General features: G+C 57.8%; 19 protein-coding genes. 10 read left to right on the top strand and 9 right to left on the bottom strand.

Features of this window, described 5'->3' with window-relative positions; translation table 11 throughout:
• The first annotated feature begins 172 nt into the window (after positions 1-172).
• The 3 genes from QZ196_RS08495 to QZ196_RS08485 all read left to right on the top strand — a co-directional run bounded on the left by QZ196_RS08495 (position 173) and on the right by QZ196_RS08485 (position 2,492).
• Complete coding sequence (locus QZ196_RS08495; RefSeq protein WP_296425463.1) at positions 173-523, top strand: hypothetical protein; 351 nt, start codon at positions 173-175, stop codon at positions 521-523.
• Positions 524-572: 49 nt separating this feature from the next.
• A complete protein-coding gene (locus QZ196_RS08490; RefSeq protein WP_296425460.1) occupies positions 573-1,970 on the top strand; it encodes an XRE family transcriptional regulator in 1,398 nt (465 codons plus the stop codon).
• A 69-nt stretch (positions 1,971-2,039) separates the two neighbouring features.
• Positions 2,040-2,492 (top strand): carbon monoxide dehydrogenase subunit G, encoded by a 453-nt coding sequence (locus QZ196_RS08485; RefSeq protein ID WP_296425456.1) that lies wholly within the window; start codon positions 2,040-2,042, stop codon positions 2,490-2,492.
• Here the strand turns inward: QZ196_RS08485 and QZ196_RS08480 are convergent, their stop codons facing one another.
• From QZ196_RS08480 to betI, 6 genes are all read right to left on the bottom strand, one after another.
• On the bottom strand, positions 2,493-2,735 hold the full coding sequence (locus tag QZ196_RS08480; protein ID WP_296425455.1) for a DUF465 domain-containing protein: 243 nt from the start codon (positions 2,733-2,735) through the stop codon (positions 2,493-2,495).
• A gap of 79 nt (positions 2,736-2,814) precedes the next feature.
• Entirely contained in the window at positions 2,815-3,462 is a 648-nt protein-coding gene (locus QZ196_RS08475; protein ID WP_296425453.1) for a thermonuclease family protein, read from the bottom strand.
• A gap of 65 nt (positions 3,463-3,527) precedes the next feature.
• Positions 3,528-5,186: a choline dehydrogenase gene (betA, locus tag QZ196_RS08470; RefSeq protein WP_296425452.1), complete on the bottom strand. Its 1,659-nt coding sequence runs from the start codon at positions 5,184-5,186 to the stop codon at positions 3,528-3,530.
• On the bottom strand, positions 5,186-6,637 hold the full coding sequence (gene betB / locus QZ196_RS08465; RefSeq protein WP_296425488.1) for a betaine-aldehyde dehydrogenase: 1,452 nt from the start codon (positions 6,635-6,637) through the stop codon (positions 5,186-5,188). Before betB ends, betA begins: the two co-directional genes overlap by 1 nt.
• A 45-nt stretch (positions 6,638-6,682) precedes the next feature.
• Complete coding sequence (betC, locus tag QZ196_RS08460; protein WP_296425451.1) at positions 6,683-8,191, bottom strand: choline-sulfatase; 1,509 nt, start codon at positions 8,189-8,191, stop codon at positions 6,683-6,685.
• Positions 8,188-8,772: a transcriptional regulator BetI gene (gene betI, locus QZ196_RS08455; RefSeq protein WP_296425450.1), complete on the bottom strand. Its 585-nt coding sequence runs from the start codon at positions 8,770-8,772 to the stop codon at positions 8,188-8,190. Before betI ends, betC begins: the two co-directional genes overlap by 4 nt.
• Before the next feature lie 81 nt (positions 8,773-8,853).
• Between betI and choX the strand changes: the two genes are divergently transcribed.
• Genes choX through choV form a run of 3 tightly spaced genes read left to right on the top strand, consistent with a single transcriptional unit; the run spans position 8,854 to position 11,684 of the window.
• Positions 8,854-9,777 carry a choline ABC transporter substrate-binding protein gene (choX, locus tag QZ196_RS08450; protein WP_296425448.1) on the top strand — a complete coding sequence of 308 codons (924 nt, stop codon included), beginning with the start codon at positions 8,854-8,856 and terminating at the stop codon, positions 9,775-9,777.
• Positions 9,778-9,837: 60 nt separating this feature from the next.
• Positions 9,838-10,671: a choline ABC transporter permease subunit gene (gene choW, locus QZ196_RS08445; protein ID WP_296425447.1), complete on the top strand. Its 834-nt coding sequence runs from the start codon at positions 9,838-9,840 to the stop codon at positions 10,669-10,671.
• The gene (gene choV / locus QZ196_RS08440; RefSeq protein ID WP_296425446.1) at positions 10,668-11,684 is read left to right on the top strand and encodes a choline ABC transporter ATP-binding protein; all 1,017 of its coding nucleotides are present in this window, start codon (positions 10,668-10,670) and stop codon (positions 11,682-11,684) included. The genes choW and choV overlap by 4 nt, the downstream gene beginning before the upstream one ends.
• A 95-nt stretch (positions 11,685-11,779) precedes the next feature.
• Here the strand turns inward: choV and QZ196_RS08435 are convergent, their stop codons facing one another.
• On the bottom strand, positions 11,780-12,682 hold the full coding sequence (locus tag QZ196_RS08435; RefSeq protein WP_296425444.1) for a DMT family transporter: 903 nt from the start codon (positions 12,680-12,682) through the stop codon (positions 11,780-11,782).
• A 120-nt stretch (positions 12,683-12,802) separates the two neighbouring features.
• Between QZ196_RS08435 and QZ196_RS08430 the strand changes: the two genes are divergently transcribed.
• The 3 genes from QZ196_RS08430 (at position 12,803) to QZ196_RS08420 (ending at position 16,268) form a co-directional block, all read left to right on the top strand.
• The gene (locus tag QZ196_RS08430) at positions 12,803-13,618 is read left to right on the top strand and encodes a TIGR00282 family metallophosphoesterase (RefSeq protein ID WP_296425442.1); all 816 of its coding nucleotides are present in this window, start codon (positions 12,803-12,805) and stop codon (positions 13,616-13,618) included.
• A 48-nt stretch (positions 13,619-13,666) separates the two neighbouring features.
• Positions 13,667-15,448 (top strand): SLC13 family permease, encoded by a 1,782-nt coding sequence (locus QZ196_RS08425; RefSeq protein ID WP_296425441.1) that lies wholly within the window; start codon positions 13,667-13,669, stop codon positions 15,446-15,448.
• Positions 15,449-15,518: 70 nt separating this feature from the next.
• A complete protein-coding gene (locus QZ196_RS08420; RefSeq protein ID WP_296425440.1) occupies positions 15,519-16,268 on the top strand; it encodes a YebC/PmpR family DNA-binding transcriptional regulator in 750 nt (249 codons plus the stop codon).
• Here QZ196_RS08420 and QZ196_RS08415 read toward each other — a convergent pair whose 3' ends face one another.
• Positions 16,269-16,811: a 5-formyltetrahydrofolate cyclo-ligase gene (locus QZ196_RS08415; RefSeq protein WP_296425439.1), complete on the bottom strand. Its 543-nt coding sequence runs from the start codon at positions 16,809-16,811 to the stop codon at positions 16,269-16,271.
• Positions 16,811-18,184 carry a magnesium transporter gene (gene mgtE, locus QZ196_RS08410; RefSeq protein ID WP_296425437.1) on the bottom strand — a complete coding sequence of 458 codons (1,374 nt, stop codon included), beginning with the start codon at positions 18,182-18,184 and terminating at the stop codon, positions 16,811-16,813. Before mgtE ends, QZ196_RS08415 begins: the two co-directional genes overlap by 1 nt.
• A 98-nt stretch (positions 18,185-18,282) precedes the next feature.
• On the opposite strand from mgtE, the gene guaD reads away from it, so the two are divergent.
• Positions 18,283-19,596, top strand: coding sequence for a guanine deaminase (gene guaD, locus QZ196_RS08405; protein WP_296425435.1), 1,314 nt, complete (start codon positions 18,283-18,285; stop codon positions 19,594-19,596).
• Positions 19,597-19,604 lie beyond the last annotated feature (8 nt).

Raw genomic sequence — 19,604 nt, 5'->3', positions numbered from 1 at the left:
GTAAAAACCAATATTTCTCTGTTTTTTCAGAACCAAAGACAGCGAGAACCCTGAAAGAGTTGCACTTCTACAGGTCACTTCGATATCCTGAGGATTTCCACTAGGCATCTGGTGAAAAGCCCACTACCCATTAACTTACTGTATTTAAAAGTTAAAAAGGATACTTCCCAAGATGCCTTCATCAAAAGAAATTAGAACCGCAATTCGCGTACTTGAAGAGTTCAAGAAGATCGACCCAGACATCACCCTACCTTCGATGTTGACATTCCTCTACGCCGTGGAACGAGATGGGCAAGCTGGCAACCAGTTTGAGATTGATCAACGCTTGGATATGTCAGGGGCGACCGCAAGTCGCGCCATCGCCCACTGGCTGCCCTTCAAACGCCCCCGTGTCGCTGGCCTCAACATGATGGACAGCATCCCTGATCCCGAAGATCGCCGTTACCGGATGATCACACTGAACCGTCGCGGCCTCGACTTTGCTGAGAGGATAAAGCTCGCAGTTCAAGAAGCGGCGCTGTGACACTATGTGACCTTCATGTGACCCGTGACACAAATCAAGGACAGAAAGCATGACCTCCAAGGTGTACGCTGGCGCGAAGCTTCGTGATGTAAGGCAACGACTTAACATGCCCCAAGCGGTGTTCGCCCAACGCCTTGGGGTATCCATCCCCTACCTATCGCAGATGGAAAACAACAACAGACCGGTATCGACATCGGTCGTTCTTGGCCTTGCACAAGAATTCGGTTTTGACGTCACCGAATTGCAGGCGGGGGATGAGGCCAGACTGGTCGGTGACATGCGCGAGGCGCTGGCCGATCCGGTCTTTACGGGCCCGGCCCCTGCATTGGCTGACTTGCGGCTTGCCGCGTCCAATGCCCCAACGCTGGCGCGGGCATTTCTTGACCTGCATGCCACATACCGCCAAACCCATGAGCGGCTCGCCTCACTGGATGAGGCATTGGGCCGCGAGGATGCCCGGCTCCGGCCCAGCTCATGGGAAGAAGTGCGCGATTTTTTCCACTACTGCGATAACTATCTTGATGCCGTAGACCGCAGCGCTGAGCGCTTTGCCAACCTGCGCAAGTCTGGCGAAACAATAACCCAAGCGGCTGTCCGCACACTCGCCGCACAGCAAATTACAGTCACGCAGAGCGATGCCGGACCGATCCGCCACTATGATAGCGCGACAAAAACGCTGCGGATCGCACGGCACGCAACATCGGCAACGCAAACCTTTCAAATATTGCTACAGCTAGCCCTGATCACCCAAGGTCAGTTGCTGAACGCAACATTGGATCAGGCCCGGTTCCAGTCCGAAGAAGCCCGCAGCATCGCAAAGGTCGGTCTTGCCAATTATTTTGCAGGGGCCGCCCTGATGCCTTACGGGGCATTTCTTGGCGCCGCCCAAGATAACCGCCACGATCTGGAGGTGCTAGCCAATCGCTTTGGCGCGTCGATCGAACAAGTCGCGCACCGGCTTTCGACCATGCAACGGCCCAGCGCCAAGGGTATTCCGTTCTTTTTTGTGCGCGTCGATCAAGCTGGCACCATTACGAAACGCCATTCGGCCACAACCCTGCAATTCGCGCGCTATGGTGGTGCCTGCCCTTTATGGAACGTGCATCAGGCGTTTGAATTGCCCGGTCAATTCCTGCGACAACTGGCCGAAACCCCCGACGGCGCACGGTATTTCTGCCTTGCGCACGATGTCAGTAAATCCGGCGGTGCCTACAATGCACCCACGCGTCGCTATGCCATTGGGCTAGGCTGCGAAGTGCGTCATGCGCCCGCCTTGGTCTATGCCGATCACATGGATGTCGGAAGTCCGGCTGCCTATGCGCCGATTGGCATCTCTTGCCGGATCTGCGAGCGGCGCGACTGTCACCAACGGTCTGTGCCACCGTTAGAGCGGCAACTGCGCGTCGACCCCGACAAGCGCGGCACATTGCCTTATCAATTGGATTAATGTCGTATTCACGATTGCCAATCACACAATCATGCCCGACGATCAGTCACAATCAGAGGAAGGACTACCATGGAATTATCAGGAACCCGGGTGATTGCCGCAGATGTCAATACAGTCTGGGCTCATCTGAACAACCCTGTGACCTTACGAACCTGCATCCCCGGCTGCGAGGAACTGACCGGCTCGCCCGAAGAAGGGTTCACAGCGGTCGTCAAACAGAAGGTTGGCCCTGTCTCTGCGACCTTCAAAGGGGCGGTAACGCTGGAAAACGTGCGCCCCGGCGCAAGCTACACCATCGTCGGCGAGGGCAAAGGCGGTGTCGCAGGCTTTGCCAAAGGGCATGCTGATGTAACGCTGACCCCCGTCGCAGGCGGCACAGAGCTGGTCTATGCCGCCGAGGCCAAGGTGGGCGGCAAGTTAGCGCAATTGGGCAGCCGTATCATCGGGGGTTTCGCCCGCAAGATGGCCGACCAGTTTTTTGAGCGCTTTCAAAACACCGTCGAGGGCAACAGCGACACATGATCAGGTGGCGGTTCGTAGCGCACTGGCAACGGCATCTTTCAGCGACATACGCTGCTTGCGCATCTCGGCCATATGCAGATCATCGGTTGGCTCCACATCCGTCTCAGCGCGGTGAATGGCGCGGTTGATTGTATGGTACTCATCGCAAAGCTTGGCAAAATGCGCGTCAGTTTCCTTGAGACTGTGCAGCAAATCCTGCTGGTCAGGGAATTCCGCGATTAATTCATGGGGGGTATGCGACATAGGATGGCCCTTTCTTGTTGTCACCCCTGAACTAACCAATAGCCCCTACCCGTACTTTGATCCGGATCAAGTAAAGCTATCAATCGCGAGCCGCCCGCCAACCTGCGGCCTCAGCGTCGGCGACCGTGCAAAACCAGCGCTCTCCGTTGCGGGTATTGATCCCAGTGCGTGCATAGCTGCGCCCACCCGCCAGATGGTAGATACGACCATTATTTGAGATGTTGCCCTTGATCGTGCAGGTCTGATCAGGTGCGTCGCGGCCCGCAATACGGGTCGCACGATATGCGGCTGGCATTTGCACGGTAAAACCCCAAAGGCCGCGTTCGGCAACCGCCGCGGCCTTTTCATCCAGATCGTAAATACTGGAATAACGCCTATAGGCCCAGGCAAGCCCGTCGCCAACGATCGCAGCTCCCAAATCAATCCCGTCAACATCACAACTCGCCACGACCCTGTTGTAGCGGTCAATATCAATCTGGGTACAGCGCGCCTGCCGCCCCTGAAACCGATCCAAGACCAGATCACGCGCCCAACGCCCACAATCCCATTCACGCCCGTCAGATGCGCAGGGCTGACCAAGTTCGGGCGCATCGATTCCAAACAGCCGGACCCGGACGCCACCCACATCAAACGTATCGGCATCAATCACGCGCAGCGCCCCGTTGGGCACCGCACAGGTTGCCGTTGCGTAAAACAACGCCAACAAAAGTGAACAAAAGCGGATCATGTTACGCACTACGGCTGAATAGCCCGCGCCATCAAGCAGATCAGTTAAGAAAGATTAACAAAATCCTAACGCTGTGACGTTTTCCACGCAGGGTGGATCCAAGGCTCTGCATTCTGCGGCGGCAATGGATGGCGCTGCAGAATGTGATCAGCCGCTTTTTCCCCAACCATAATTGACGGCGCATTAAGATTGCCGTTGGTGATGCGCGGAAAGATCGAGCTGTCGGCCAACCGCAGACCGTCGACACCAATCACCCGTGTCTGGCTGTCTACCACCGCCATAGGGTCATCGACCGCACCCATTTTGCAGGTACCACAGGGGTGATAGGCGCTTTCGGCATGGTCACGAATGAAGTCATCAAGCGCCGCATCGCTTTGCGCTGCGGCAGCAGGCTGAATTTCATGACCACGGAATTCATCGAATGCGGGCTGGCCAAAGATTTCGCGGGTCAACCGAATACAGGTCCGAAATTCGGCCCAATCCTTTGGATCAGACATATAATTGAATTGGATTCGAGGGTTGTCGTTAGGATCGGCGGACCGCAGCGTGACCTGCCCCCGTGACACGGAGCGCATCGGCCCGACATGGGCCTGAAAACCATGGCCTTCCGGGGCGACCTTGCCATCATAGCTGACCGCCATGGGCAGAAAGTGAAATTGGATATCAGGATATTCAACGCCAGCGGCCGACCGAATGAACCCTGCGCTTTCGAATTGATTGGACGTGCCCAGACCCGTTTTCCAAAAAAGCCACTCGGCACCGATGCGGGCCTTGCCCCGCAGGTTCCAGTGGGAAAACAACGATACGGGCTTGGTTGCAGCCATTTGGATGTAAAGTTCCAGATGGTCTTGCAGGTTCTGGCCCACGCCGGGTCGGTCTGCGACCACGTCGATGCCATGGTCTGTCAGGTGGTCGGCTGGCCCAATCCCAGACAGCATCAACAGCTTTGGTGAATTCAGCGAAGACGCCGCAACGATCACTTCAACATTCGCCCTGATGGTTTCGATCTTGTTGCCCCGGCTGATTTCAACACCGACAGCCCGTCCGTTTTCGATGACAACCCGACGCGCGAAGGCGCGGATCAACGTGCAGTTCGGCCGTTTGAGCGCCGGGCGCAGATAGGCGTTGGCAGCGGACCAGCGGCGGCCTTTGTAGATTGTTGCGTCGAAAGGGCCAAAGCCTTCTTGTTGTTCACCATTATAGTCACCGGTGATCGGATAGCCCGCTTGGCCACCGGCATTGACGAACGCGCGTGTCAGCGGATTTTTACGCGGTCCGCGCGTGACATGCAGCGGCCCATCCTTGCCGCGCCACGCAGGGTTTCCACCATGCCCACCGGCATGCCAATGCTCCATGCGCTTAAAATATGGCAGCACATCCGCATAGGACCAGCCTTGGGCACCCGATGCGGCCCAGTGATCAAAATCGTGGGCATGGCCGCGCACATATATCATGCCGTTGATCGAAGAGGACCCACCGATGACTTTGCCGCGCGGTGTGACAAGTACACGTCCGCCCAAGTGTGGTTCCGGTTCTGTTTTCAGGCCCCAGTCGTAGCGTTTCATATTCATCGGATAGGACAAAGCTGCGGGCATCTGAATGAACGGGCCTGCATCGCTGCCCCCGTGTTCGATGACCAGCACCTGCTTACCTGCTTCGGCAAGACGGTACGCCATAGCGCACCCCGCGCTGCCCGCGCCAATGACGATATAGTCTGCTTGCATCAAAACGGTGCCTCTACATCGCCCATGGCCACATAAACACCCTTGATCTGACTATAATGCTCGATCGCCGCTTTCGAGTTTTCGCGGCCCACACCCGACAGTTTTGACCCGCCGAATGGTGCTTCGACGGGCGCGAGGTTATAGGTGTTGATATAGCAGGTTCCCGCCTCGAACCCTGCCACCATGCGGTGGGCGCGCGTCAGGTCGGCAGTAAACACGCCAGCGGCAAGGCCGTAGATCGTGTCGTTGGCACGGGCTAGCACCTCTTGCTCGGTCTGGAAATCCAACACGGACATGACGGGCCCAAAAATTTCTTCGCGGGCGATGGTCATATCGTCCGTCACATCGGCAAAAACGGTCGGTTCGAGAAAAAAGCCGGCCCGATCGACGCGCTTGCCGCCGGTGACCAAAGTCGCCCCTTCTGCGATGCCCTGAGCAATAAAGCCCTCGACGAGGTCGCGCTGATGTGCGGATACCATAGGGCCAAAGTTCACGTCCGGATCCTGCGGGTCGCCCATTTTCACACCCGCCAACCGTTCGGTCAGCCGTTTGAGAAAAGCAGGCTTGATACCCGATTGCACGAATACCCGCGTGCCGTTGGAACAGACCTGCCCAGAGGAATAGAAGTTGCCAAGGATCGCGCCGGACACTGCATTTTCAAGGTCGGCATCATCAAAGATGACCAGCGGTGATTTGCCGCCCAGCTCCATCGTCACATGCCGGATGCCTTCGGCTGCGGCGGCATAGACTTTGCGGCCAGTGGGGACTGATCCGGTCAGCGATACCTTGTCCACGCGTGGGTCGGTGACCAGCGCCGCACCAACCGCGCCATAGCCTTGAATCACGTTGTAAACGCCTGCTGGTGCCCCTGCCTCGTGCAGGATTTCTGCGACTTTGAGGGCACAGAGCGGTGTGGTTTCAGAGGGTTTGAACACCATGGCATTGCCGCACGCAAGGGCGGGTGACGCCTTCCAGCAGGCAATTTGCGTCGGGTAGTTCCATGCCCCTATGCCGACGCAGACACCGAGCGGTTCACGGCGCGTGTAGACAAAATCATCGCCCAACTGGATATGCTCGCCCGTAATTGTGGCGGCAAGCCCGCCGAAATACTCTAATGCGTCGGCGCCAGATGTGGCGTCAGCCACACTGGTTTCCTGATAGGGCTTGCCCGTATCGTAGGTTTCCAGCACCGACAAATCATGATTGCGCGCGCGCATGATATCAGCAGCCCGCCGCAGGACGCGACCCCGCGCGGTTGCAGTCCATGCCGCCCATTCCCTTTGTGCGCGTTTGGCGGCGGTCAATGCCTGATCTACAATTGCCGGGGTTGCGGAATGAAGTGTGGCGATGACTTCGCCGGTTGCTGGGTAAATCACGGTGATGATTTCCCCAGCTGTGTCTTCGACATATCTGCCATCGACAAAATGGCTGGCGGTGGGTTGGACGTTCATGGTGTGGATGCCTCCGGCGGGAGTGTTTTCAGACATAAGAAGCGGTTACTGGCCGCGCGGAAAGCGCTGGCCGTCTTCGAGAATGTTCAGGTCCATGTGGTTGCGCATATAACGCTCTGACGCTTTTTGCAGCGGTTGGTAGTCCCACGGGTAATAATTGCCGTTGCGCAATGCCGCATACACCACCCAACGGCAGGCTTGGGAGTGGCGCACGTCAGCGTCGTATCGCGCGAGATCCCAGCGCGCTTCGGTCTTGGCGCGCAGCTGGCTCAGCGTGCCTTGATGAGCGGCTATGCCCGCGAGGTTTGCAAGCTCGTGCGGGTCGGTGTCGAGGTCGAACAATTGGTCCGGGTCCAGCGTGCAGCGGGTGTATTTCCATTTGCCATAGCGCAGGCAGACCAGCGGCGCCTGCGACCCTTCGGCGGCGTATTCCATGGCGACGGGAGCATCGCGCGTGCCGCTATGGCCTAGGGAAACCAGACTTTGACCGCTGGTCCATGGCATGACTTCGGACATATCCACGCCGGCCAGTTCACAAAGCGTTGGCGTGATGTCGATCGTACTTACCGGCGTTGCGTTCAGGCCCGGCGTCATGCCAGGTGCGGCGATCATCAGCGGAACACGAGACGCGCCTTCGTAGAATGACATTTTGAACCACAGGCCCCGTTCGCCCAGCATATCGCCATGATCGGAGACAAACAGGATCGTTGCGTCCTGCCGGGTGTCTTTGAGCGTTTGAAGAACCTCACCGATCTTGTCGTCGATATACGAAATATTGGCAAAGTAGGCGCGGCGGGCGCGTTTGATGTGATCCTCGGTGATATTAAAGTTGTCGCGGTCGTTGGCGTCTAGGATGCGCTGGGAATGTGCATCCTGATCGGCGTAAGGGATCGGACCGACCTGCGGCATCAGATGGTCGCAGTCTTCGTAGAGATCCCAGTATTTCTGCCGCGCCACATACGGGTCATGTGGATGCGTGAAACTGACTGTCAGGCACCAAGGCCGGTCATCATGGCCGCGGGACAGATCATAGAGCTTTCGGGTCGCATTATAGGCCACCTCGTCATCGTACTCCATTTGGTTGGTAATCTCGGCCACACCGGCGCCCGTGACGGACCCCATGTTGTGATACCACCAGTCGATCCGTTCGCCCGGCTTGCGGTAATCCGGGGTCCAGCCAAAATCCGCCGGGTAGATATCAGTTGTCAAACGCTCCTCGAACCCGTGCATCTGGTCGGGGCCGACGAAATGCATCTTGCCTGACAGGCAGGTCTGATAGCCCGCGCGGCGGAGATGATGCGCATAGGTTGGGATCGTGGACGCAAATTCTGCCGCATTGTCATAGACCCCCGTGCGCGATGGCAACTGGCCGGACATAAACGATGCCCGCGCAGGCGCGCATAGCGGCGATGCCGTATAGGCATTGGCAAAACGGGTTGACCTTGCGGCCAAGGCTTTCAGGTTTGGTGCATGCAGCCAGTCGGCCGGGCCGTCGGGGAACAACGTGCCGTTCAGTTGATCGACCATGATGATCAGGATGTTTGGTTTGGTCATTCGGCACCTCTACTGAGTTCCAATTCCAGCAACGCCAGAACAAGTGTTGTCGCATCCGCCGTACCACCCGCATCGCGCAGCAACCCTTGGCGCAGATACTGCCCGTCGATCAGGCTGCCGATGCGGGTTGCAGCGCCTTGCGCCCGACCGCCAAGTAATGGCCGCAGATCATGAACCAAATTACTGTGCAACCGCCGCTGATATATGCGTAGAAGCCGTTGCGCGTCTGCCGATGTCTGCGCCAGCACGTAAAAGTTGAGCCACGCAGCAATGACCTTGGGCTGGAAGTTTGTGGACGCGAAGCTCGCCTGGACGATCGCCGCGACACGGGCTTGATGGCCTTTGGCACCAGCCAACGCCGCACGCACCTCAGCCCCGAATATCGTTAATGTATGGCGCATGGCTGCGAGAAATATCTGGTCTTTTCCACCAAAGTAATGATGCGCCAAGGCCGACGACATCCCTGCACGCTTAGCAATATCCCTAACTGTTACGTCCAAATTGCCCATCGCCCCGATTTCATCAATCGTGGCTTTCACTAAAGCGGCGCGGCGGATAGGTTCCATTCCAAGCTTTGGCATCTGATCCTCAGGTTTGGATTGCCACAGCAGATAAATCGTTCTTTATTGACTCGTCAATCAAGAAAAACAGAGGAGAGACCAATGATACTTAAATCCGCACTTTCCGTGGTGGCAATCTGCGCCGCCATGCCTGCATTCGCCAACTGCGAGTCCGTGACATTCTCGGATGTTGGCTGGACCGATATCACCGCCACGACCGCCGCCACGTCGGTCGTGCTTGAAGCGTTGGGATATGAAACCGACATCAAGGTTCTGTCTGTCCCCGTGACCTATATTTCGATGGCCGAGGGTGACATTGACGTCTTCTTGGGCAACTGGATGCCCACGATGGAAGCTGACATCGCGGCCTACCGCGACGCAGGTACCGTGGATACTGTCCGCGCGAACCTTGAGGGGGCGAAATACACCCTTGCGGTCAACAAAACCGCTGCCGACATGGGTATCGCTGACTTTGCTGATCTGGCCGCCAACGCCGATGCGCTGGATGGCAAAATCTACGGGATCGAGCCGGGCAATGACGGCAACCGCCTGATCATGGATATGATCGAGGCCGGGGCATTCGGGCTGGACGGGTTCGAAGTCATCGAAAGCTCTGAGCAGGGGATGCTGGCACAGGTTGACCGCGCCTCTGGTCGGGATGAGCCGATTGTCTTTCTTGGCTGGGAACCGCACCCAATGAACGCCAATTTCGATATGTCTTATCTGACCGGTGGCGACGATTGGTTTGGGCCGAATCTTGGCGGTGCAACTGTGTTCACCAATACCTCTGCGGGCTATGTCGATCGCTGCCCCAACGTTGGCAAGCTGCTGGGCAACCTTGAATTCACGCTGGCTATGGAGAACGAGATCATGGCCGCAATTCTTGATGACGGCACCGATCCAGCCGATGCGGCAAGAGCGTGGCTGGTCGCCAACCCGGATGCCTACATAAGCTGGCTGGACGGCGTGACCACATTGGATGGCGGCGATGCCGTCGCGGCTGTCAAAGCATCACTAGGCATGTAAATCACCTCCCCGCAGGTCCCTTTTGGGGCCTGCCCCTCTCCAACGATCAAAGGATCCGATATGGATTGGCTGACCGACAACAAGATTCCCATCGGCAAATGGGCAAAACAGATCTTCGATTGGATGAACGACAATCTGGGGTTCTTTTTTGATTGGCTGTCTGATGCAATGGAATCGCTGATCGACGCGACCCTATGGGTGCTTGAAACGCCGCATCCCTTCGCGATCATTGCGGTCTTTGCGACCTTGACCTACGCGATGCAACGCAACTGGAAAACACCTCTTTTCATCATATTGGGCTTCTTGTTCATTCTGAATCAGGACTATTGGCAAGAAACGATGCAATCGCTGACCCTTGTCCTATCGGCCTGCGTGGTCTGTATGGGGGTAGGCGTTCCCATCGGTATCGCAGCGGCACACCGGCCCCGCCTGTATCGCGCTATGGTGCCGGTATTGGACCTGATGCAGACACTGCCAACCTTTGTGTATTTAATCCCTGCGATTGTCTTTTTCGGCATCGGCATGGTCCCTGGCCTAATCGCCACGGTGATTTTTGTGCTGCCAGCGCCGATACGGCTGACCTATCTTGGCGTATCCTCCACACCGACACCTCTGCTGGAAGCGGCTCAAGCATTTGGTGCCACGAAACGTCAGGTGCTGTTCAAGGTCGAACTACCCTCGGCCATGCCCCAGATTATGGCGGGCCTGAACCAGACTATCATGCTTTCGCTTTCGATGGTCGTTATCGCCGCGCTCGTCGGGGCCAGCGGGCTGGGTGTTCCGGTGATCCGCGCGCTCAATACGGTGAATACATCACTTGGCTTTGAAAGCGGCTTTGTGATTGTCGTTGTCGCCATCATGTTGGATCGGATGCTGCGGGTGAAAAGCAAATGAACGCTGTTGAATTTGATAATGTCTCGATCGTCTTTGGCGACAAGCCGGAAACGGCCCTGCCGCTCATGGATCAGGGGTTGGAACGCGCCGAAATCCGCGAAGCGACCGGTCAGGTGCTGGGCGTGCACGACTGTTCTCTGAACGTGGCCGAGGGCGAAATCCTCGTGCTCATGGGGCTTTCAGGTTCAGGGAAATCCACACTCTTGCGGGCCGTCAATGGTCTCAATCCGGTCATCCGGGGCGAGGTGCGCATCCATGATGACGATTGGACCTGCAGCGTTGGCAATGGATCTGCGGCGGATCTGCGCCGGATCCGACGCAAATGCGTCTCCATGGTGTTCCAGCAATTTGGCCTTTTGCCCTGGCGCACCGTGCGCGAAAACGTCGGTCTTGGCCTCGAACTTGCCGGGCTGGACAAAACCGCACGCACGGCACGTGTCGACGAAGAACTAAAGATGGTCGGTCTTGATGACCGTGCTGACGCACTGGTTGGCGAACTTTCGGGCGGCATGCAACAGCGGGTCGGTCTGGCCCGTGCGTTTGCCACAGATGCTCCGATCCTTCTGATGGACGAACCATTCTCGGCGCTTGACCCCCTGATCCGCACCCGCTTGCAGGACGAACTGCTTGATCTCCAAAAACAACGGGGCCGCACGATTATCTTTGTGAGCCACGACCTTGATGAAGCTTTCAAGATCGGCAACCGTATCGCGATCATGGAAGGCGGACGGATCGTCCAATGCGGCACCCCGCGCGAAATCTTCACGAACCCAGCCAATGGTTACGTAGCGGAATTCGTCGCCCACATGAACCCGCTGGGTGTGCTGACCGCGCGCGACGTGATGACATCCGGCGACGCCGAAGGTCCGTCAATAGATGTGGAAACTCCCGTCCAGAGCATCATCCAGCTGATCAGAACCACACCACTGCAGGTCACGGAAAATGGCCGACCCATCGGCGTGATAACCCAAACCTCACTTCTGGCGCGCCTCGCCCCGGCTTCTTCCGAGTAGAAGTATCCCCGCCGGAGGCATCTGCCCTCGAAAATTGCGCCAAATACGTAAGACAGCGGGGCGCGCCCGCCGCAGGCGGCGCTGGCAAGCGCACTTCATACCTTTGTTGCAGGTGCAGCCGGCATAATGGCACGACGGGCGACAGCCTCGCGCCAGGTGATGAAACTGACCGAGGTCATGATAATCATGCCGCCCAACACCACCCAACCATCCAGCACCTCGCCAAACACGGTTACGCCCAACAGCACCGCCCAAACCAGTTGAAGGAACGTCACAGGTTGGGTCACAGTCAGCGGAGCGGCCGCAAAGGCCAGCGTCATGGCATAGTGCCCCGCAGTCGCGAAACAGGCGACCAGAAACAACCAGCCCAACTGCGGTAGCGTGGGTGTCACCCAGACGGCAAAAGCGAATGGTGCCAGACCGATCGTTACGGTAATCGACAACATCCCCACGACAACCGCAGGCGACACCTCTCCGGATAACTGTTTTGCAATCAGATAACCGATTGCAAAAAAGATTGCGGTGCCAAGCATTGCAATATGGCCCAGTTCCACCGCTTTGACACCAGGACGCAGGATCACCAGGGCGCCAATCAGGGCAACCACCACAGCAACCATGCGGCGCGGCGGTAGCTTTTCGCCCAAAAACAGCGCAGCACCCAAAGAAACATAGATGGGTGACAGATAATTCATCGCAGTGACTTCAGCCAACGGAATGCGGGCCATGGCAAAAAACCACAAAATCACCGCAAACGTATGAACGACCCCGCGCAGCCCAAACAGACATAACTGGCGCGATGTCAGCCGCGCCGCAAGGATTGGCCCAATCATCGGCAGCAGAAAAACAAGACCCAGAATATAGCGCAAAAATGCAGCTTCGGCAGCGGGTATATCTTGGCCCACATATTTAACGATTGCAGTCACGGCCACAAACATCAGACCTGTGACCACCATCCAGAGTATGCCCGCCAAGGGCCGTGCTTGTGGTAAGGTTTGCATAGGAATATCCGTGGCACCAAGCGACGGCGATAGCAAGCAGCCTGCGGTCCGATTTTTCCAGAAAAATCATAGCTGAAAAATCTTCTAGAAGAATGCCGCGTCAGGCCGTAACTAGGGCCTATGAAAATAATGTTTCTTGGTGATGTCATGGGCCGGGCCGGCCGGGCGGCGATTGCAGCACATCTGCCGCGCTTGCGGACAGAATGGCGGCTCGACTTCGTTGTGGTCAATGGCGAAAATGCAACCTCTGGCATGGGGCTGTCTGGCGATCATGCCCAGGCGCTGCTAAATGCGGGCGCCGATGTGATAACCTTGGGTGACCATGCCTTTGACCAAAAGGACATGCTGGCGTTCATCGAAAAAGAACCCCGAATTATCCGCCCGATCAATTTCTCCAAAGCGGCACCCGGGGTTGGCGCGCGGGTCTTCAATGCGCCCGGCGGGCGCAAGGTATTGGTCGCACAGGTCCTGGGTCAGGTCTTTATGAAGCGACCGTTTGATGACCCTTTCTCTGCGCTTGATGGAATTTTGCGTCAATATCCAATGGGTGGGCAAATTCAGGCCAGTCTGGTCGACATCCATTGCGAGGCAACGTCCGAAAAAATGGCAACGGGTCACTTCTGCGATGGCCGCGCCAGCATTGTTGTCGGCACCCATACCCACGTTCCAACAAGCGACGCCATGATCCTGTCCGGCGGAACCGCGTATATGACCGATGCCGGCATGTGCGGCGACTACAATTCCGTCATCGGGATGGACAAGGTCGAACCGCTGCGCCGGTTCATCACAGGGATGCCCAAGGCCCGTTTCACCCCTGCGGCCGAAGAGGCCACATTGTCCGGACTTTATGTTGAGACCGATGATCGAACGGGCAAGGCCACGCGCATAGAAATGGTCCGCCAAGGTGGGCGGTTGACACAGGCCGGACCCATATGACGCCGGTTGTGCTTGCCCAAGGCACGCCACTTCGCAAGACTGCAAGTCATGGGTAACTTTATTCAACTGACCCAAATGCAATCCGCGTTTCTGACCATGGCCGTCGTCGTGGGCATGTTCATCATGTTCCTGCGCGAGGCCTACCCGACCGAGGTTGTCGCCCTGATCGGTGTTTCAACCCTGCTTGTGGCAGGTGTTTTACCATATGACGCAGCAGTCATCACCTTGGCCAACCCCGCGCCGTGGACGATTGCAGCAATGTTTATCATCGTGGGCGCCTTGGTACGCACCGGCGCGCTGAATGCCATGACCCAGGTCGCAGAACGGCAGGCAAAGGTCAGCCCGGCCCGTGCGATTGGTGGCGGGCTATTGTTCGTCGCGTTCGCGAGCGCGATCATGAATAACACACCATTGGTTGTTGTCATGATCCCGGTCTTTGTCCAACTTGCCCGCACGCTGGGCACCTCGGCGTCAAAACTGCTGATTCCGCTGAGTTATGCAGCGATTGTTGGCGGTACGATGACGTTGCTAGGGACCTCGACCAACCTATTGGTAGACGGCGTCGCCCGGGCGTCGGGCATGGAACCCTTCGGCATCCTGGAGATTCTGCCCGTCGGCATCGTCGTCGTTGCATGGACATTCACATACCTTTATTTCATGGGTCCACGCCTGCTGCCCGACCGCCCCAGCATGGCGACGATGCTGTCTGACAGGTCCAAGATGCGCTTCTTCTCCGAGGCCGTGATCCCCCCCGAAAGCAACCTGATCGGTCGCGAGGTCACCAGTGTGCAGCTGTTCAAGCGTGACGGCGTCCGGCTGATCGACGTCGTCCGTGGCGACACGTCACTCAGACGCAACCTTAATGATGTGACCCTGCAGTTGGGCGACCGGGTTGTTTTGCGCACCGAGATGGCCGAGTTGCTGTCGCTGCAGGCGACCAAAGACCTGCGCAGGGTCGATCAGGTTTCGGCGGTCGAAACCACAACAGTTGAGGTATTGATTACGCCCAACTGCAAAATGGTTGGTCGCAGGTTGGGTTCGCTCCGCCTGCGGCGGCGCTATGCCGTTTATACGCTGGCCGTGCATCGGCGTGACACCAACATCGGACAACAGATGGAGGATCTGGTGGTGCGCGTCGGCGACACGCTGCTGCTCGAAGGCGCACCTGAAGACATCCAGCGGCTGGCGGAAGACATGAACCTTGGCGACGTGTCGAAGCCGTCACAACGGGCCTATCGGCGCAATCGCGCCCCGATCGCGATTGGCGTATTGCTGGGTGTCGTGGTGCTCTCTGCGCTTGGTGTCGCACCGATTCTGATGCTCGCCATGATCGGTGTAACGCTGGTTCTGGCGACCGGTTGCATTGACGCAGACGAGGCATTTTCCTATGTCGAAGGCCGTCTGCTCGCCCTGATTTTCGCAATGCTGGGCGTTGGATCAGCACTGCAATCGTCGGGCGCAGTGGGCCTGATTGCCGATACGCTGTCGCCTGTCATGCTAATCCTACCGCCTTTCTTTATCGTTCTGACCGTCTATGTCCTTTCCAGTTTCCTAACCGAACTTGTGTCAAACAATGCAGTTGCGGTCGTGATGACCCCAATTGCCATCGGGCTGGCAGGCGCCCTTGGCGTCGATCCGCGCCCGCTGGTTGTGGCCGTGATGATCGCCGCAAGTGCCAGTTTCGCGACGCCGATCGGTTATCAAACCAACACGCTGGTCTATGGCCCCGGAGGATATAAATTCGGGGATTTTCTAAAGTTCGGGATTCCGCTCAATCTATCGCTCGCACCAATCGTATCGTTTGTGATCCCACACATCTGGCCACTTTAGCGGGGTTGCAGGGGTGGGCGGGGATGCCCTATAGAGACGCAGATTTACATCCACCAATACGAGGTTTCCGATGGCTGGCCATTCTAAATGGGCGAATATTCAGCACCGCAAGGGACGGCAGGATAAACTGCGCTCCAAGCTGTTTTCCAAGCTTGCAAAGGAAATCACCGTAGCCGCCAAAATGGGCGACCCCGACCCCGACAAAAACCCGCGCCTGCGGATGGCCGTCAAAGAGGCAAAGTCGAGTTCTGTCCCAAAAGACGTCATTGATCGTGCGATCAAGAAATCGCAAGGCGGTGACGCTGAGAGCTATGACGAAATCCGCTATGAAGGTTACGGCCCCAATGGCGTCGCCGTCATTGTAGAGGCGATGACCGACAACCGGAACCGCACGGCATCGACCGTCCGCTCGACCTTTACCAAGAATGGCGGCAATCTGGGCGAAACCGGATCGGTCGGGTTCATGTTCGACCGCAAAGGCGAGGTGGTCTATCCTGCCTCTGTCGGCGATGCGGATACGGTGATGATGGCCGCAATAGACGCCGGTGCAGAAGATGTGCAAAGCGACGATGACAGCCACGTCATCTATTGCGCCGACACCGATTTGAACGACGTGTCGACCGCGCTCGAAGCCGCATTAGGCGAATCAGAGTCAACCAAGCTGATCTGGAAGCCGAACATGACGACAGAAATTGATCTGGACGGGCTTACCAAGCTGATGAAGCTGTTGGACACCCTGGAAGACGATGACGACGTGCAGCGGGTCACCGCCAACTTCGAAGCGTCGGATGATGTGATGGCTGCCTTTTCCGAAGAATAATCACGTAGGCTTGATCACGCCCACCTCGGTCACGATGAGATCAAGCGGTTGATCTGTCGGCTCCAACGGAAGTGCTGCATCTTCCTGTCCAGCGTAGGCAAAACCGATGGCCAGTGTCGGCCGCAGTGCGCGCAACTGCTGAAGGGTACGGTCGTAAAATCCACCGCCATAGCCCAGCCGACCGCCGCTGCGATCAAACGCCACCAGCGGCACGATCACGATTTCGGGGGTCATCCAATCGCCCGTTTCGGGAATCTGGGCGCCAAACGTACCCCGAACCATCGCGCATCCGGGCACCCATCGTCGAAACCGCAACGGCAGCCCTGCCCCCATGATAACCGGGACGCCGACGGGCCCATGCCCTGCGGCCTCTTCCATCGCGGTGGTCGGATCAATCTCGGTTCGCATCGCCATGTATCCGGCCAGCGGTGCACGCCGGTAACCCGCCAGCACATCCGCCAGATACCGCGTTGTAGCAATGCCAGCCTCATGTGCCAACTTGCGGCGGGCAAAGGCCGCCTCACGCGCTTCGGACTTGTCCATCACAGTAGCCAAACCGCTGCCAAACCCAGGAACGCGAAAAAGCCGACCACATCTGTCACCGTCGTCACAAAGGCCCCGGATGCCAGCGCCGGGTCCACGCCGATGCGGTCCAGCACAACAGGTATGGCCGTACCTGCAAGGCCCGCAATCACCATGTTGATGACCATCGCCACGCCGATAACCGCTCCCAACATGGGCGACCCAAACCACACGATCCCGACAATGGCCATGACAACAGCAAACACCAGACCATTGATGAGCCCGACAAAAACCTCGCGCCGGATCACCCGCCACAGATTCGCGCCCGTCAAGTCGCGCGTTGCAATCGCGCGCACGGCCACTGTCAGCGACTGCGTACCGGCATTTCCGCCCATTGAGGCGACAATCGGCATCAACACCGCCAACGCCACAAGACCGGCAATCGTCGCTTCAAACAACGAAATCACCATCGAGGCCAGAATCGCGGTGATCAGATTGACCGCCAACCACGGAAACCGCTGCTTGGTGGTCTGGATCACGCGGTCTGACAGACTCCCCTCGCCAACACCGGCCAGGCGCAGGATGTCCTCCTCCGCCTCTTCCTCAAGGAAGGCCATGGCATCGTCGATGGTAATCACACCGACGATCCGGTCATCGTCATCAACCACCGGCGCAGTGATCATATGGTAGTGGTTGATGGCCTGAGCCACCTCTTCGACATCTTGCGTGACGTGAAAAGTGCGAAACGTGTCTTCGGTCAGATCGCGCAACAGCGTCGCACGCGGATGGCTTAGGATCCGGCCGAGCGTGACATAGCCAACGGCCTTGAGGCGCGGATCAACCAGGATCACGTGATAAAACTGACCGGGCAACACCACATCGGACCGCATATAATCAATCGCATCGCCCACTGTCCAATGTTCTGGCGCACGCACCAACTCGGACTGCATGTGACGGCCTGCGGATTCCTCTGGGTATGACAGGGCCTGTTCGACAACGACGCGGTCCCCGGCATCCAGCGCATCAAGCACTGCTTCCTGCTGTTGCACGTCCAGATATTCGACCAGATCGACAACATCATCGCTTTCAAGGTCGCGAACAGCATCCGCAAGCTCGGATGGCGCCAACTGCCCAATCACTTCCTCACGCAGCTTTTCGTCCAGCTCGGAAAGGATGTCGCCGTCCATTCCGCCTTTCCAGACGCTTAGCAGGTCGCGGCGGTCGCGGCTTCCAAGCTGTTCAAGAAGGTGGGCAATGTCGGCTGGGTGCAGCGGATCGAGTAGAACGTCAATCGCGTCCGATGTGCCCGCCTCCACGGCCTCCATCACGTCGGCGATCAACCGGTCCGTGATGCCAAATGCTTCGTCGTCGCTGGTCTCGGTATGATCGGCCATGCCACCCCCTGTTGGTTATGCAACATAGACAACTGGGCCGCTCGTACAACGGTCATTCAGCGATTTACGCCCGCCCAACCGCCCCATAAGGTAAGGCTATGAAAAAACATCTGCTTCTGGGTCAGACCCTTGGATTTTCGGGCGACCCGTTCATCAATGACTGGGCCGACGTCGCGCACTACGCGCGCCATGGCGGCGTATTGATCGAGGGGACAAAGATCAGTGTCGTCGGTGACGGGGCGACACTGCGCCAGCGCCATCCGGATGCCATCGTCACAGACTATGGCGCAGCCCTGATCAGCGCGGGGTTTGTGGATGCGCACATGCATTACCCCCAGACCGGCATGATCGCCAGTTGGGGCAAACAACTGATCGAATGGCTCAATACATATACCTTCCCCGAAGAAGCCCGCTTTGCCGATCCCGCCTACGCCCAAGATGTGGCAGGTAGGACATTGGATTTGGCCCTGGCCCATGGCACCACAACGCTGACCAGTTTTTGCACGATCCACCCAGCAAGCGTTGACGCGTTATTTGCTGCCGCCGCCACGCGGAATATGGCGGTGGTCGCCGGTAAAACCTGCATGGACCGCAATGCCCCCGATGACCTGCGCGACACCGCGCAATCTGCCTATGATGACAGCAGGCGCTTGCTTGAAGCCTGGCACTGCAAGGGGCGCGCGACATATGCGATCACACCACGCTTTTCACCCACTTCAACACCCGCCCAGCTTGAAGCGCTTGGTGTGCTTTGGGCTGAAAATCCTACCTGCCTGATGCAAACCCACCTCAGCGAGCAGCACCCGGAAATTGCATGGGTCAAAAACCTGTTTCCAACGGCCCGCGACTATCTTGACACATACGAGGCATATGGCTTGCTTGGTGAACGCGGGCTTTATGGCCACGCGATCCATCTGGAACCTCGTGAAACCCTGCGACTGGCAGAGGTCGGCGCGGCCGTGATCCACTGCCCGACGTCAAATGCGTTTATTGGCTCGGGTCTGTTCGACATGATGGGACTGGCCACGGCTGGACTGTGCATCGGGCTGGCCACAGACACCGGCGGCGGTTCGTCCTTTTCAATGCTGCGAACAATGGCCGCGGCCTACGAAATCGGACAATTAAGAGGGGCCGCGCTGCACCCGGCGCAACTGATGTGGTTGGCGACCGAAGGCTCGGCCAAAGCCCTGCATATGTCCGGTGAAATCGGGCACCTTGGCGCGGGTGGCATGGCGGATATTGTCATTCTTGACTTGGCATCGACCCCAGCGATCGCCCAACGTAGCGCCCGTGCAGACGATATCTGGGATGCGGTTTTTCCGACCATCATGATGGGCGATGATCGCGCAGTGCAGGACGTGTGGATTGCGGGACGCCGCTGCGCGCAGCCAGCAAAGAACCCCAAAGCATGACGATTGGC

This window comes from Yoonia sp., from assembly GCF_017854565.1.
Lineage (GTDB): Bacteria > Pseudomonadota > Alphaproteobacteria > Rhodobacterales > Rhodobacteraceae > Yoonia.
The sequence above is the reverse complement of the archived record's forward strand: the minus strand, read 5'-3'. Positions and strand labels throughout refer to the sequence as shown.